We start from the raw sequence: 13,873 nt of genomic DNA, 5'->3' as shown, positions 1-13,873 counted from the left end.
TTAATTACTTCGTATATTTATCCATGATTTTCTCTACGAAGCCTTCTTTCTTAAGTTGAAGAAGAACTTTATTGTATTTATCGGCAAGCTCTTTTCCTTTCTCTCCTTTGGCCTTCGAGAAAGCCACATAGGAAGGAGCCGTCGAAAAGACATACACCGCCTCAAAATCTTGCAAAAAGCCCATGCGTTTGCTCATGAACTTAAACACTTCTTCCGAGGCAATCGCCACATCAATGCGCTTTAAGGTTCCGGGCCGACCGAGTTTATTGACCAGCATTTCTTCACTGCTGCTCAAGTCCAATTTAAGGTTCTTTTTATAAGCGTCAAATTGAGGACCATAAGAATACTGATCGTTAATACCTACCGTCATCCCTTGAAGATCACTCAAATTTTTCACAACAAGTTTATCTTTTCTAAGGGCGAAGACCGCGTTCTGCGTAAAACTCATAGGCTCAGAAGTAAAGTACAAAAAGGTTTCACGCTCCTCCGTTTTAAAGGGAGGAAAAATCGCATCAACTCTTCCATTTTTGGCCATCACAATGGCTCTCGCCCATGGGTAGGTCACAAACTCAGCTTCCACTTTCATTCTTTTGCAGATTTCCCGGATGATTTCCACATAAGTGCCCTTCAGCTCCCCGTCCTCTTTAAAAATTTTAGGTGGCAAACTGTCTGTGGACGCAAAGCGAATTTTTGCCGCGAAAGCATTCTTGAACAGAATCAGAATAAGAAATATCAGGCAGAGCTTTTTTGTCATAATCTTAATAGCCGTTCTGATTCGCCTTTCTTTCGAAATACTGAATGTCGATAAAGATGCCCGAAGACAGAATGAGTGATCTTTCGAGATCACTTAATGACGGACTCTTAAACTCAATCTGAAAATTATCGGCATCAAGAAAAGCCTCTTTTAAAAAACCAGACCACTTTTTGCGAATAACCGCCACTTCGCTCTCACCACGCAAAAACGGAAACGTCCAAAATTGAAAAAAACCCGATTGCATGCGCAAGATGACTTTGCCATTAGGGTCCTCCAGGTCAAATTTCTTTCTGGCAATAGCAAAACGCTGTTGCAGCGAACCTAGGTGGACACCCTCTTTCGTATAAATCTCGAGTCTTTGAAAAAAGAATCGAAACGGATGTTTTACGATAAACACTTCCTGGCGTTGATTATCAAAGATATGCAATTCAAACGAGCGCCAATGTCCCAAGAAATATCGCATCACAGCTCCAAGGAAATCCTTTTGCTGCTCGGCACAGAAGCCAATCACTTCGCCGCGCTCATTGCAGATTTCGTATTTGTTGCGGGTCTCAAATCCCACCAGCTCCAGAAACTCTTTCCTTTGTCGAACAATAAGTTGCTTCTGGCTTTTAAGATTCTCAATCAACGACATATCTCTTCCCTCACAAGGTGTTACATCACTTTAACAAAGATAAATGACGAATGTAAATTAAGAGGTTTTGCAGAATTTGCCCGTGTCAGGATTTGACACACTTTGTGTCAAAATAACTGGCGCCTTTCAAAAAGCCGAGGTACTTACCGATTCACGAAATAACAAACACCCTTAACGACAAGGACAAATTTATGAAAATGTTTATCGCAACTGCAATCTTCGCTTTGACTGGTTTCCAAGCTCACGCTTCTGCTCCAGTAGATGAGGCCCTCCTATTTACGTGTGAAAGCGCACCGAATGTGGATTCAGCACTTAAAGTTTTCGGCTTTGGTGATGAGAACGGACAAGGAGCTCAGATCGCGATCTTTTTGGCTGGCGAATTGCGCGTTGAAGACCAAGGTTCTTACGACAAAACAACTGGCAAATATGAAGGCCAAATCTTCGATATCACTGTAAGCCGCCAAGGTGCCGTGAGCATTACAGCCAAAGCAGCAAACCCTGTCTTGAGCGTAGGTCAAACAGACTCTTTGGTTTGCCAATAGGAAATTCTTACTCATTCAGAGGGTCTCCCAAGACCCTTTGACACAGTTCGTGTCAATTCAGTGGAGTTCACCCCAGGGAAGTGTTAAGCCCATGAGCATGGAAGTCGTCAGCATTAAAGGCAAAAGAATTCAAGCCAGGAACTTTAAACAGCTCCTGCAAGAAGAGTTGGTGGCAAGATGCCGCAATAATCCCAACTATTCCCTCAGATCTTTTGCACGGGCCCTGCAAATCGAACCTTCCGCGCTGTCTCAGATGATCAACGGCAAACGCCCGATCACCGAGAAAATGAAACTGCGTCTGGGAGCGGCCTTGGGTTTATCGACAGAGCAAATTCGTAAACTTCCCTCTTCCGAAGACGCGTCTTCTGGTAAGGCTTCCGAAATCCATTTTCAACAATTGGCCTTAGACACTTTCGCTGTAATCTCGGACTGGTATCATTACGCAATCTTGGAGCTCACTTACTTGGATGATTTCCAAACTGACGCGCAATGGATCAGTCAACGCCTTGGCATAACGAAGTCGGAAGTTAATATCGCTGTTGAACGCCTGCTCCGAATGGGACTTCTTAAGAAAACACCTAAAGGAAAATGGATCGACGCTTCTGAAAACGGAGAACTGACGCATTTGACTCCGTCCGAAACATCTGATGCTGCAAGAAAATATCAGTGTCAGCTTTTGGAGCTTTCCAAAAAAGCCGTTCAGGAAGTGCCATTAGCAAAACGCAATCACACGTCAGCGACGTTGAGTTTTGACCCAGATGATTTACAAATGGCGATCTCAAAAATCGCTGAATTTCGCCGATCTTTTGCCCGCGAACTGCAACCGAAGAAGGCTAAAGACGTTTATCAATTACAAATTAGTTTTTTCCCTCTCACGAAACAAAAGGAAACTTTATGAAACTTCGCTTAAGTATTATTAGTGTCCTGGTTCTTGCAATCACAAGCACAGCCTCCGCGCGCCTCTCAAGAGGTGTGAAAGAAGGCGGCGGCGACGAATCAATTATTTTCATCTGCAAAAGCCCCGCAAATACTGATTCAAACCTGCAAATCATTGGTTTTGGTTCCGACTTCAATGACATTCAGTTGCACGTCTTCACTCAAGGTCATTTGATCGCTCTGGATCTGGGTACTCTGGATCTTCGCTCCCACAGATATGTCGGACAGACTTATGATATCAGTCTGCAACGTACGGCGAGCATAACGGCGAAAGAGCCAAACTATGCTCTTCTTGTTGGCGCATCAGCCTCTTTAATCTGCAAATAACAAGTGCCATTCTTCCATTTGGACCGAGGCGCCCCATTGACAAGATGGGGCTTTTTGTCTTACTTCCAAACAGTTTTTCTCTCTCGTTTATAGACAAAAACAAGGAATCTTAACCAGTGGTCCCTTGTTGGAGTTTAATTCTTTCGGGCCAAAATTTCTGTATTCACATTGGCATCAGAAACCTAAAAAATCAGCAACATACAACGATCGGTTTATAAATGGCCCATCGTTTGCTCTTTAAAAGCTTTGAATTTCAACAAAGGATCTTGATCATGGCACGTTCAATTCTATTTGTTTTAGCCGGATTGTTTGTTGCTGCCACTGTCAAAGCGGCTACTTATGTGGAGACGGAGGCGGACTTTGCAAAACATATCGAGCTTCATCGTCAACGCGTGGCTGCCTTAGGCTTAGCTTTGGCAGCAAAAGAATATCCTTCCGTCGATCAACGGACGCTAAGATTCTTTCTACTTTTGCATGACTCTTCAAAAACAAAAAGCACAGCTGATCTCTATCGCTTTTATGGAAAAACCGGCCTTACAGAGCAAGAAATAGGAGATCTAAAAAAGACAGTCCAACACATTAATGATGTGGACTCCCGCATGGCAGAAAAGTTCTTTAGACGTTTTAAAATAAACGCCCAAGAAGCAGAAGTATTCCTGTGGATTGAAAAAGTCGCGGATTTAGTAGATCGCAGTTCCGATCCCGTCGCTACAGAAGAGTTCGCAAGAAAAATGACTCCAGCAAGTGAGTACATGAAAGACGAACGCTCCCGCTCGGCAGCTCTTTTCCTGGAAAAACGTTACAATGGCATTGTAAGTGGGTTCGAAATGCCTTCCGTTAGAAGTTGTCAAAGAGTCTTCTGAAGGAAGATTAAATAAAAAACCCGCCTCTTGTGAAAGCGGGTTTTCATTCTGGTTCTCGATAGTTTAATTTTTGACTCTTACGTAGATCGCGATGACTTCATGAGCACCAGAAACTCCTCGGAGGGGGACAAAAAGAAGTTCTGGATTATTTGCGCCAAGGTATGCTGATCCAAAGATACGTGGTTTCTCCAATTTTCCCGTTCCGTATTCGCGCAGGGAAAAAATGAAATCTTTTGGAATATCAAATTCAACGAAGCCATATTTAGATCGTTCATCCGTGAGAGTTTCACCTCGAATTTCAGAAGAAATATTTGTTCGCACTATGCTCGATTTTCCGTCATTAAATTTGAGATCGGCTCTGAGAGCTCTTCCCACAATCTGCTCATAGTCTGATATTTGAGAGTTATAACGTTTATAACCGTATGTATCGTTCGTATCTAACTTAAAGGAAATTTCTGTAGGAATATCAAAATGAAGTGATCTATTTCCCACTTCGGCAATGCTGTTCAACTTCCAAGAAGTGCCTTGAATTTCTTTTATATTCAGTCCGCCATAGTTATGGGTTTTCCGCCAAAGATCTTCCGCTCCATTAAAGAGTCCGGCAACGGATTCATGAGAACCCCGGAAGGAGCAGATGCTAGGAACGCCAGTCACCATCTGAGATGGCGAAACGCAATCAAGGGCCAAAGCTTGAAAACTTACCAGTGACAAGACTAATGCCGGAATAAACTTCATATAAGCCTCGCTTTTTTTTGATTATCTTTTGCAATCTACGGGCCTAATGAAAAGGGTCTTTCCTAAAGTAAATTCTTCCTAAAGAAAGCCATAGTGGGAAGAGAACAATTTTTGTTATACACATCTGGGTTTTATATTCAGGAGTTACTTCAGTCTCTATGTCTCATTTTGCGACAAAACCCCCGATTGTTTCCAACACGGGGGTTTTTGGTACTGCCCGCGTCGGCGGACTAGTGTTTTCCTTTTTTACCTTTTTTTGGAGCTGCTTCTTCAGCTTCAACAGGCTCAGTGCCTTCGTGGTCTTCACCGTTGTTACCGTTAGCGTCGATCAAAAGTTTGCCGATACCGTTAGCAGCCAAGATTTTAGAACGAAGTTCTGTCATGTATTCTGGGTGTTCCTTCAAGAACATTTTCGCAGCGTCACGGCCTTGTCCCATGCGTTCGCCATTGATAGAGAACCACGCGCCTGATTTTTCAACCAAGTTTGCAGTCACTGCTAGATCAAGAAGATCGCCTTCTTCAGAAATACCTTCACCGTACATCAAATCGAATTCAACTTTTGTGAACGGAGGAGCCATTTTGTTTTTCACAACTTTCACCGCAGTACGGTTACCAGTGACGTCTTCACCGTTTTTGATCGCGCCCACACGACGTACATCCAAACGAACTGAAGAGTAGAATTTAAGAGCGTTACCACCCGTAGTTGTCTCTGGGTTACCAAACATCACACCGATTTTCATACGAATTTGATTGATGAAGATAACAAGAGTGTTTGAACGGTTGATCGCCGCAGTCAATTTACGAAGAGCTTGAGACATCAAACGAGCTTGAAGACCGACGTGAGAATCACCCATGTCACCTTCGATCTCTGCACGAGGAACCAAGGCTGCAACAGAGTCGACAACCAATACGTCGATCGCGCCAGAGCGAACAAGAGTTTCAGTGATTTCCAAAGCTTGCTCACCAGTATCTGGTTGAGAGATCAAAAGATCTTCTGTGTTCACACCCAATTTACGAGCATAGTTGATATCCAAAGCGTGCTCAGCATCGACGAAAGCAACAACGCCGCCTTTTTTCTGAGCTTGTGCAATTACAGACAAGCAAAGAGTTGTTTTACCAGAAGACTCTGGTCCGTAGATTTCACAGATACGACCTTTTGGAAGACCACCAATACCCAAAGCGATATCCAAGCTCAAAGCACCTGTGCTGATCGCTTCTACGTCTTTAACCAAAGATTCATTCGCGCCCAAACGCATGATTGAACCTTTACCGAATTGCTTTTCAATAGCTGAAACAGCCAATTCCAATGCTTTTGTTTTTTCGTTGTTTGCTTTTGCATCTGCCACAGTTGTTGTTGCCATCTGCGATTCCCTCTCTCGTAGCACCCGCTACGATACTTTAATGTTATTGTTCAGGCCGGGGGCCTTTGTTTAAACCTTGTCGAGAACTTCACACAGCCATTGAACTGAATAGTCGACGGACGCCTGCTGGATGGCTTTGCGATCTCCCGAAAAGAATTCCTTTCGCGAGTCTTCAAATCCCGGTCCAGCGATAGCAACGCATACAGTGCCCACAGGCTTCGTCGGTGTTCCACCGGTCGGACCTGCGATGCCTGTGATTGCCACAGACCAATCAGTTTTAAGCTGTCGACGCACTCCGTGCGCCATTTGACGAGCGACCAACTCGCTCACCGCACCCTCTTGCATGAGAGTGTCTCGACGGACCCCTAGAAGATCCACCTTCGCCTCGTTAGAGTAAGAAACCACAGAGCCTAAAAAGATGTCGGAAACGCCTGGCTGCTCTGTCAAAAACGCGGAAAGTGCACCTCCAGTACAACTTTCTGCAAAACCCACTGTGAGTTTTCGGTCGCGAAGGGATCTAATGAGTTCTTGAAGCTTTTCGTTGTTCAGTGACATTTACGGCACCAACACCTGAGAGCCCAACCAATTGGTTTGAGTGTAGAGAACTTGCATGATGAGACTCGCAATTATCCCCGCGGCCACATCGTCCACCATCACTCCAAGACCTCCTTGGATCTTCTTATCTAAATATCCTATGAATAAAGGCTTTGTGATGTCCAGCAATCTGAACAGAGCAAAACCAATTAGAATGGCCTGCCATGTCAAAGGCAGCCAAACCATGGTGATGAGAAAACCTAAAACCTCATCAATTACGATCTCTTTATGATCATGCCCGCCTTTGTCCTGCTCATAAAACTCGCAGGCCACAATTCCGACGGGGAGCAGCAAAACAATCGCACCCATGTAAACTAAAGGACCGAATTTCGACAAAAGAAGAACCAAGGGAATAGTGGCCACGGTAGCCGCAGTTCCGGGACCTTTCGGAAAACGACCGATGCCAAACAGAGTAGCTAGTTGTTTCAAGAAGTTGCGCATCCTTAGGAGGTACGCCGTACCTTTTTGTATTGCAAAGCAAAATGATGGGCGTCAAAAGACAAGCTGCTGTCCGCATTCACCTACAATAAAATTTTATAGAACCCATCAAAATTAGCGATTCGACTTCGCATTCAACTGCGAGAGATACTGCAAGCGGTTTGGAGGATGGACATGCTTCGATGGATGGTTATTATCGCTACCTTGGTGTACCTCGCCGACTCATTTGTCGCGGCTCAAGAAGTACCCATGGTGAGTGACGATCCCAAAGTAGACAAACCTCTGAACACTGAGATGTTCGATTTTATTTCTAAAACTTTAGGCGCCGGGAAAATCGCGCCTCACATGAATTGCACTTTGAAGACTCGCAGTTCTCGTGAGTTGCGCAAATTTTCCGGCGGCGATCAATGGGTCGAAGTTCTGGAAGTGAACTTCAACTCCAATGGATTTGATAGCGGCCTGAAGATGAATTTCAAGATTCCAATGACAGCAAAATATGGTGTGCGCAAATCCACAAACCAGTGGTCTGGGCTTGGTGAAGACATCAAGGTGGAGTTAGGCGACTATTATGAGCATTGGATTAAATTTACTCATGATGGACGAGGGCAAATCGTTCAAATGATGACGGGAAATAATTTGCGAGTAGCCCCCTGTTATTCGCGATAGACTTTGTTATACTTGTATTTGTGAAAAAACTGATTCTTGATTCCTTCTTCTTTGTTTCTGGTTGGTGGCGCTAGTCGCCTTATCTGATTTTCTTTGGGGGCTTCCCCCATTTTATTTTTTCGTTCACATTTTATTTGATTTTATTTTTTTGGAGTTGTTATGAAACCCGTTATTCTCACTGGGGATCGACCTACCGGACCACTGCATTTAGGTCATTATATTGGTTCATTGAAAAACCGTGTTGAGTTGCAAGAGTCTCACAAACAGTATCTCATTATCGCCGATGCTCAAGCGATGACGGATAATTTTAAAGATCCGCAAATGATTCGCGAAAATGTCCTTGAAGTAGCTTTGGATTATTTGGCCGTTGGTATTGATCCATCTAAGAGCACGATTTTCATTCAGTCGATGATTCCTGAACTTTTTGAAGCGACTTTTTATTTTTTGAATCTTGTGACTTTGGCAAGGCTTGAACGAAATCCCACAGTAAAAACGGAAATCACGCAAAAACATTTCGAACGACATCTTCCTGTTGGATTCCTAGCTTATCCCGTGAGCCAAGCCGCCGACATTCTCTGCTTTAACGCAGACGTCGTTCCTGTGGGCGATGATCAAAATCCGATGATCGAACAAACAAACGAAATCGCCCAGCGCTTTAATCATCTTTACAACACGAACATCCTAAAAAAAGTCACCGCTCTTGGCGGACACTACGGCCGTCTTCCTGGTATTGACGGCAAAGCCAAGATGAGTAAATCCCTTGGCAACTCCATTTCACTAGCAGAGCCTTTTGATCAAATAAAAAAGAAAGTTCAGAAGATGTACACTGACCCTAATCATCTACATATCAATGATCCTGGAAAAGTCGAAGGCAACGTCGTTTTCACTTTTTTAGATGCCTTCGATCCGAATATAGAAGAAGTCGACAAACTAAAAGAACATTATCGCCGAGGCGGCTTGGGAGACGGCACTTTAAAACAACGCCTCACGCAAGTTCTAGAGGAAATGATTGCACCGATCCGCCAGCGCCGCGAAGAATTTGCCAAAGACAAAGGCGAAGTTTTAGAAATTTGCAGAAAATGTTCTGAACAGGCTCGCGCGGTCGCAGCTCAAACAGTTTCAGAAATGAAAAAGATAATGGGAGTCGGAAATTTCTAAGCCCTGTCAAATCCGAAAACCTCGCTACCAGGAAACTTGGCGTTAAATCTTCGTGTTCAGAAACTCATAGTCTGAAAATTGTAATGCGGAAAATACTTGACGGGGTGGTGCGTTTTCTAAAAACCACGAGAAGCAGCTAAGCGCTCAACATCGAGACCGATCCCTCGTGAAAATTTTTCGGCGCTCTGCAAGGCTATTGCGAATCACAATCAATCTTTAAAAGGTCATCTAATATTCACTTCGAAATCAGAAAAACGTCAAAAAATGAGAAATAAAAACATGTGATACAAGCATCTGCAAAGAAGATTTTTTTGCAGGAGTGACTATGGACCTTTCAAAAATTCCCAATGCCGAATTGCTAACTCGTTTGGAAAAACTAACTCGAACGGAAAGAAAAATCACGCACTTGATTTTGTGTCACATCAATGAGGTGGAATCACGAAGACTCTATGCAGACTTGGGGTTTGATTCCATGTACAAGTATCTAACGCAGCAATTGGGTTATGGTGAAGACAGTGCCTATCGAAGGCTGCAAGCTGCTCGTTTGTTAAAACAAGTTCCCGCAGTGGCAGAGAAACTTGAAGAAGGCACTTTGAACCTGACTCAATTAACCCAAGTACAAAAATGTCTAAAGCAGGAAATAAAACTGGGTCATAAAATCGACCTTCAGCAGACGACTCAGATTCTAGATGAAATCCAGAACAAATCCGGATCTGAAACTCAAAAATTTTTGGCTCAAGAATTTAATCAACCTGTTCAAACTCATGAAATAATAAAACAGCAACAGGACAACAGTGTTCGCCTAGAAATGACTTTTACGGAAGAACAGATGAAGACTCTTCGGCAAGCTAAGGATTTATTATCCCATGTTCTTCCCGATGGAAATTGGGCGGAGTTGTTTACGCTTTTAGCAAAAAAACACGTCCAAAAAGAATTGGGTAAAGTTGACAAGCCAAAAAAGAAAAAATTAACGCACAACTTCCTGCCTCAGCGAAATAGAAGGAACATTAAAATCACACTCAAAAGGGAACTCTTAAAGAAGGCCCATCACTGTTGTGAATACATTGATTCACACTCTGGCAAAAAGTGTGAAAGTACTTATCAATTGCAGATAGACCACTGCATCCCTTTAGCTTGCGGAGGAAGTGATACGCCAGAAAATTTAAGAGTGTTATGTAGAACACATAACATTCACGCAGCTTATCAATGGGGAATTTTATCGCAAGAAAAGATAAGGTTCCATTTGGCCCGGAGCTAGATCACACTCGTGGTCGAAAAAAGGCAGTTGATTATTTTACAACGTTTTCCACTATCATTTATACTCGGGCTTAAATTAGGAATTCCTATTTGAGGAAGAAATATCAGCCTCCCCCAAAATAGGATTCGAACAAAATTTAGTGCGATTCCGGTTTTTGATCGGGATCTAAATTCATAAGAGGTTTTTCGTTTTCCATATCAATAGGCACGGAATAGTTTTCGTGCACAATCAGCCAACGGCCGTTGATCTTTTCAAAGCACGCTGTTTGGCGCGCCCAACTGTCGAACTTTTGCCCTTCGCCTGTCGTTCCCGTCATATGACAAAGGCAGTGACAAAATCCCAAGTCCCCGCGGGCCGTGACGTGCAGATCACGAATGGAAAAGTTGCTCTCTCCCATTTGAGTGATGTTGCTCCATGATTTTTTGTAAGCATCTTTTCCGATCACTTGAAGGGGTGGCATAAGATCAAACGCGATCACATCGGGAGCGTAAAAGGACATGATCTCTTCAAGATCTTTATTGCTGACTGCTTCTGAATATTGTTCCATAAGACGCCGGATCTCCCCTTCTTCGGTGGAAACCGGACCTTTTCTTTTTTCTGGTTGTGTCGTCTGCAAGGCCATAAATTTCTCCTCTCATTATTAAGTGAATGGTTTAAGGCAACTCCTGTGCCCAAGTTTCTCCTAATGTGATTTTTGCGTCTTCTTCCCAGAACTCGTACGTGGATTTTTCACCCGCAATGCGTTTGGCTTTTTCCATATTCACAAGTTCAGCGCGAGGAATTTCTCCGGCCGTGTTTTTAGGAATCTCCATGAATTCCACTCGGCGTATGCGCTTAAATGGCGACAAACGCAGGCGTGCAAAATTCATAATATCTAAAGCAAGTTCTCGGGTCGGTTCGACGCCTTTGACGAGCGTAATTAAAGCCTTGGGAACGGCTTCGCGAATCGGGTCCGGACTGGGAATGACCACGGCTTCACGAACGGCGGAAAATTCTCTCAGCACAAACTCCAGTTCGTAGGGACTGATACGATAGTCGGAAGATTTAAACAATCCATCAATGCGCTCCGAGAAAGTAAAGTTGCCAGCATCATCGACGTAAGCAGAGTCTCCCGTGTGATAATATTCTGCCGAGCTATCAAGACCCGACATCAATCCCCACGGATGATCTTTTAAATCCACACACACTTCCCCGGCGTCGGTCTTTTTTCCCTCAGAATCCAACAACGCAATTTTAAATCCGGGAAGAGCGCGCCCCATGGTGCCAAAACTATTTTTTTCTTCAGGAGGAACGCCCACTAAAGTTGCCGTCTCCGTTTGGCCATAACCATCGCGCACGAAGATACCCCAGGCTCGGTAGACTTTTGAAATGATTTCCGCACTCAATGCTTCACCCGTACTCACGACTTCGCGCAATTGAGTTTTGTAGGAAGACAAATCCTCTTGAGTTAAAAGACGCCACACTGTCGGAGGCGCGCACAACGTCGTAATCGGGTATTCACTGAGGGCATCCAAAATCAGCTTCGCATTGAAGCGCTCTTGTTTGTAAATAAAGATCGTGGCTTCCGCATTCCAAGGAACAATAAAATTGTTCCAATCATGCATTGCCCATCCCGTGGAGTTCACTCCTAAATGCACGTCTCCGGGACGCAGTCCGATCCAATACATCGTCGAGAGATGCCCGATCGGAAATCCCGCATACGAGTGTTCAACAATTTTTGGTTTCACAGTGCTTGCCGAAGTGAAGTAACGCAATAGAGGATCACTGGCTTTGGTCTTCTCGGTCGCCTCAAAGAAATTGCTTTCTTGATAGCACTTTTCAAACGACGTCCAACCTGGCAGCTCCCCGTCAACAAGAAGAGCGAGAACACTTGATGAAGACACATCAAATTTTTCCGCATACTCTTTGGTTGTGGCGATCAGTTTAATTTTTTCGCGATCCAAGCGGTCTTTGAGTTCTTGCTGAGACAAGAGCGGATTATTGGGAACCAGAACGGCTCCCACCTTCATCGCGCCTAACATGATCTCCCAGAGTGCGACGTCATTCTCAATGAGAAGAAAAACCGAGTCGCCCTTTTTGACCCCCTGATTCTTGAGGTAATTCGCCACCTGGCTTGAGCGCTTGGAAAGTTCTTCGAAGCTGTATTTCTTTTGGTCCCCTAATTCACTGACGATCCAAAGGGCGGTGTTCGCGTTGCCTTCGGCCATAGGATCAAAATAATCGAGGGCCCAGTTAAACTCTTCAAACTGGGGCCATTGGAAGTGACTGTAGGTGTAGTTATAGTCGGAGCGGTGAAGAATTAAAAAATCCCTCGCCTGTTCGAATTCACTGCGAAAACTCATACAAACCTCCAGGGATTTTTTAAGGTTAACACCGAATCTCCTAGACGCCGATCTGTGTTTTTACATAGAGCTGTGCAAAGACAGGGAAGCGTGTTATGACCTGTCCATGGGTTTATTTCGGACCATCGCAAGTTCTCTTATTCTTGTTATTTTTATCTACGTCGCTCACCAGTTGACTCGCTTTACAGATTTCACGTGGATGGGCCAGGCTTCACTGGTTGCATTTCTCGCTTTGCTTTTCTCGCTGGTGATTGGAACCTTTTTGTTTTTCTGGAAAGAAAAAAATTTGGACCACAAACCATGGCGGGATCGCTTGCTGAACGGCTCGCTGATAGTCATGGCGTATATCAATTTCTTGGTGAGCTTTGTGATTCTCCGCGATCTTTTCGCGTTTGCTGAAAATCTTTTTTTACCGAACGCCTATGAGGGCCTTTACAGCTCTCAAGCGACTGCGGCTCTTTTAGGACTTCCGGTTCTTTTCATTTTGTTAGGAAACGCTGTTGTACAAGTGGGACCTCGTCTTAAAAAAGTGCCGGTCTATTTTAAAAATCTTTCGCCGGATCTGGAAGGTCTGCGCATTGTTCACATCAGTGACTTGCATATCAGCCCCAGTCTTCCCGTTTCATTTGTTAAAAAATTAGTATCTCGGGTTTTAGAAATTCAACCGGATGTCATTGTTTTTACCGGAGACATTCTGGATAGCTTCGTGGAAAAACACGAAGAGGAATTCAAACTTCTTAAAAATCTTAAAGCCAAACACGGCATTTTCTATGTTCCAGGAAATCATGAGTACTACTGGGAAGCCCATAAAGGTCTTCAAGCTTTTCGTGATATTGGATTTCGGGTTCTCGTTAACGACACGGCCAATGTGTCCGTGGGTTCGGCCCTGTTTCAAGTTGCCGGAGTTCCCGATCCAGCGGCGGGACATTTCAAACATGAGGGACCGGACTTTGCTCGCCTTCACGGCCAACAGCGTGAGGGAAGTTTTAAACTCCTTTTGTCCCACCAGCCGTCTTTGGTTTCTAAAGCCCAAGAATTGGGTTACGACCTGCAACTTTCCGGTCACACTCATGGCGGACAGTTCTTCCCATGGAATTGGCTGATCGTCTTTTTTGAGAAGTATTCCAAGGGCCTTTACCGCCTAGGAAATATGCAGCTCTATGTCAATCAGGGGACGGGTTACTGGGGGCCTCAATTACGCCTCGGAACATATTGTGAGCTGACCGAAATTGTTCTTCGCAAGGGCTCAAAAACAGAGTAATAAT

General features: G+C 44.2%; 16 protein-coding genes. 8 read left to right on the top strand and 8 right to left on the bottom strand.

Features of this window, described 5'->3' with window-relative positions; genetic code table 11:
• Window positions 1–4: 4 nt before the first annotated feature.
• Together ACL934_RS02825 and ACL934_RS02820 are read right to left on the bottom strand one after the other, a co-directional pair.
• Window positions 5–754, bottom strand: coding sequence for a substrate-binding periplasmic protein (locus tag ACL934_RS02825; RefSeq protein ID WP_374077478.1), 750 nt, complete (start codon window positions 752–754; stop codon window positions 5–7).
• A gap of 4 nt (window positions 755–758) precedes the next feature.
• Window positions 759–1,388 (bottom strand): phospholipid scramblase-related protein, encoded by a 630-nt coding sequence (locus ACL934_RS02820; RefSeq protein ID WP_413613028.1) that lies wholly within the window; start codon window positions 1,386–1,388, stop codon window positions 759–761.
• A 191-nt stretch (window positions 1,389–1,579) separates the two neighbouring features.
• Here ACL934_RS02820 and ACL934_RS02815 point away from each other — a divergent pair, with 191 nt between their 5' ends.
• From ACL934_RS02815 to ACL934_RS02800, 4 genes are all read left to right on the top strand, one after another.
• Window positions 1,580–1,930, top strand: a complete 351-nt coding sequence (locus ACL934_RS02815) for a hypothetical protein (RefSeq protein ID WP_413613027.1) — start codon at window positions 1,580–1,582, stop codon at window positions 1,928–1,930.
• Between the two features lie 37 nt (window positions 1,931–1,967).
• Window positions 1,968–2,828 carry a TIGR02147 family protein gene (locus ACL934_RS02810; protein ID WP_374077473.1) on the top strand — a complete coding sequence of 287 codons (861 nt, stop codon included), beginning with the start codon at window positions 1,968–1,970 and terminating at the stop codon, window positions 2,826–2,828.
• Window positions 2,825–3,193, top strand: coding sequence for a hypothetical protein (locus tag ACL934_RS02805; protein WP_374077471.1), 369 nt, complete (start codon window positions 2,825–2,827; stop codon window positions 3,191–3,193). Before ACL934_RS02810 ends, ACL934_RS02805 begins: the two co-directional genes overlap by 4 nt.
• A gap of 272 nt (window positions 3,194–3,465) precedes the next feature.
• Entirely contained in the window at window positions 3,466–4,056 is a 591-nt protein-coding gene (locus ACL934_RS02800) for a hypothetical protein (RefSeq protein WP_413613026.1), read from the top strand.
• Between the two features lie 63 nt (window positions 4,057–4,119).
• Here ACL934_RS02800 and ACL934_RS02795 read toward each other — a convergent pair whose 3' ends face one another.
• The 4 genes from ACL934_RS02795 to ACL934_RS02780 all read right to left on the bottom strand — a co-directional run bounded on the left by ACL934_RS02795 (window position 4,120) and on the right by ACL934_RS02780 (window position 7,175).
• The gene (locus tag ACL934_RS02795; protein WP_374077468.1) at window positions 4,120–4,791 is read right to left on the bottom strand and encodes a hypothetical protein; all 672 of its coding nucleotides are present in this window, start codon (window positions 4,789–4,791) and stop codon (window positions 4,120–4,122) included.
• Between the two features lie 230 nt (window positions 4,792–5,021).
• The gene (gene recA, locus ACL934_RS02790) at window positions 5,022–6,152 is read right to left on the bottom strand and encodes a recombinase RecA (protein ID WP_374077466.1); all 1,131 of its coding nucleotides are present in this window, start codon (window positions 6,150–6,152) and stop codon (window positions 5,022–5,024) included.
• Between the two features lie 69 nt (window positions 6,153–6,221).
• A complete protein-coding gene (locus tag ACL934_RS02785) occupies window positions 6,222–6,707 on the bottom strand; it encodes a CinA family protein (RefSeq protein WP_374077464.1) in 486 nt (161 codons plus the stop codon).
• A complete protein-coding gene (locus ACL934_RS02780; protein ID WP_374077462.1) occupies window positions 6,708–7,175 on the bottom strand; it encodes a phosphatidylglycerophosphatase A in 468 nt (155 codons plus the stop codon).
• A gap of 183 nt (window positions 7,176–7,358) precedes the next feature.
• Between ACL934_RS02780 and ACL934_RS02775 the strand changes: the two genes are divergently transcribed.
• The 3 genes from ACL934_RS02775 to ACL934_RS02765 all read left to right on the top strand — a co-directional run bounded on the left by ACL934_RS02775 (window position 7,359) and on the right by ACL934_RS02765 (window position 10,266).
• On the top strand, window positions 7,359–7,850 hold the full coding sequence (locus ACL934_RS02775; protein WP_413613025.1) for a hypothetical protein: 492 nt from the start codon (window positions 7,359–7,361) through the stop codon (window positions 7,848–7,850).
• A gap of 159 nt (window positions 7,851–8,009) precedes the next feature.
• Window positions 8,010–9,008, top strand: a complete 999-nt coding sequence (gene trpS, locus ACL934_RS02770; protein ID WP_413613024.1) for a tryptophan--tRNA ligase — start codon at window positions 8,010–8,012, stop codon at window positions 9,006–9,008.
• Window positions 9,009–9,333: 325 nt separating this feature from the next.
• Complete coding sequence (locus tag ACL934_RS02765; protein WP_413613023.1) at window positions 9,334–10,266, top strand: HNH endonuclease; 933 nt, start codon at window positions 9,334–9,336, stop codon at window positions 10,264–10,266.
• Between the two features lie 136 nt (window positions 10,267–10,402).
• On the opposite strand, the gene ACL934_RS02760 is transcribed toward ACL934_RS02765, so the two are convergent.
• Window positions 10,403–10,888 (bottom strand): YybH family protein, encoded by a 486-nt coding sequence (locus tag ACL934_RS02760; RefSeq protein ID WP_374077456.1) that lies wholly within the window; start codon window positions 10,886–10,888, stop codon window positions 10,403–10,405.
• 31 nt (window positions 10,889–10,919) lie between these two features.
• Window positions 10,920–12,608 carry an AMP-binding protein gene (locus ACL934_RS02755; RefSeq protein WP_413613022.1) on the bottom strand — a complete coding sequence of 563 codons (1,689 nt, stop codon included), beginning with the start codon at window positions 12,606–12,608 and terminating at the stop codon, window positions 10,920–10,922.
• 106 nt (window positions 12,609–12,714) lie between these two features.
• Between ACL934_RS02755 and ACL934_RS02750 the strand changes: the two genes are divergently transcribed.
• The gene (locus ACL934_RS02750) at window positions 12,715–13,869 is read left to right on the top strand and encodes a metallophosphoesterase (RefSeq protein ID WP_374077453.1); all 1,155 of its coding nucleotides are present in this window, start codon (window positions 12,715–12,717) and stop codon (window positions 13,867–13,869) included.
• Window positions 13,870–13,873 lie beyond the last annotated feature (4 nt).

Origin of the sequence: Bdellovibrio sp. HCB-110 (genome assembly GCF_047323225.1) — a bacterium.
Lineage (GTDB): Bacteria > Bdellovibrionota > Bdellovibrionia > Bdellovibrionales > Bdellovibrionaceae > Bdellovibrio.
This window is presented reverse-complemented; position numbering and strand designations above follow the sequence as displayed.

Bases quoted from the DNA above. Each gene is read 5' to 3' on its own strand.
- recA (WP_374077466.1), bottom strand. From the start codon at position 6,152: ATGGCAACAACAACTGTGGCAGATGCAAAAGCAAACAACGAAAAAACA.
- ACL934_RS02795 (WP_374077468.1), bottom strand. From the start codon at position 4,791: ATGAAGTTTATTCCGGCATTAGTCTTGTCACTGGTAAGTTTTCAAGCT.
- ACL934_RS02800 (WP_413613026.1), top strand. From the start codon at position 3,466: ATGGCACGTTCAATTCTATTTGTTTTAGCCGGATTGTTTGTTGCTGCC.
- ACL934_RS02815 (WP_413613027.1), top strand. From the start codon at position 1,580: ATGAAAATGTTTATCGCAACTGCAATCTTCGCTTTGACTGGTTTCCAA.
- ACL934_RS02765 (WP_413613023.1), top strand. From the start codon at position 9,334: ATGGACCTTTCAAAAATTCCCAATGCCGAATTGCTAACTCGTTTGGAA.
- ACL934_RS02825 (WP_374077478.1), bottom strand. From the start codon at position 754: ATGACAAAAAAGCTCTGCCTGATATTTCTTATTCTGATTCTGTTCAAG.
- trpS (WP_413613024.1), top strand. From the start codon at position 8,010: ATGAAACCCGTTATTCTCACTGGGGATCGACCTACCGGACCACTGCAT.
- ACL934_RS02760 (WP_374077456.1), bottom strand. From the start codon at position 10,888: ATGGCCTTGCAGACGACACAACCAGAAAAAAGAAAAGGTCCGGTTTCC.
- ACL934_RS02755 (WP_413613022.1), bottom strand. From the start codon at position 12,608: ATGAGTTTTCGCAGTGAATTCGAACAGGCGAGGGATTTTTTAATTCTT.
- ACL934_RS02785 (WP_374077464.1), bottom strand. From the start codon at position 6,707: ATGTCACTGAACAACGAAAAGCTTCAAGAACTCATTAGATCCCTTCGC.
- ACL934_RS02820 (WP_413613028.1), bottom strand. From the start codon at position 1,388: ATGTCGTTGATTGAGAATCTTAAAAGCCAGAAGCAACTTATTGTTCGA.
- ACL934_RS02775 (WP_413613025.1), top strand. From the start codon at position 7,359: ATGCTTCGATGGATGGTTATTATCGCTACCTTGGTGTACCTCGCCGAC.
- ACL934_RS02750 (WP_374077453.1), top strand. From the start codon at position 12,715: ATGGGTTTATTTCGGACCATCGCAAGTTCTCTTATTCTTGTTATTTTT.
- ACL934_RS02805 (WP_374077471.1), top strand. From the start codon at position 2,825: ATGAAACTTCGCTTAAGTATTATTAGTGTCCTGGTTCTTGCAATCACA.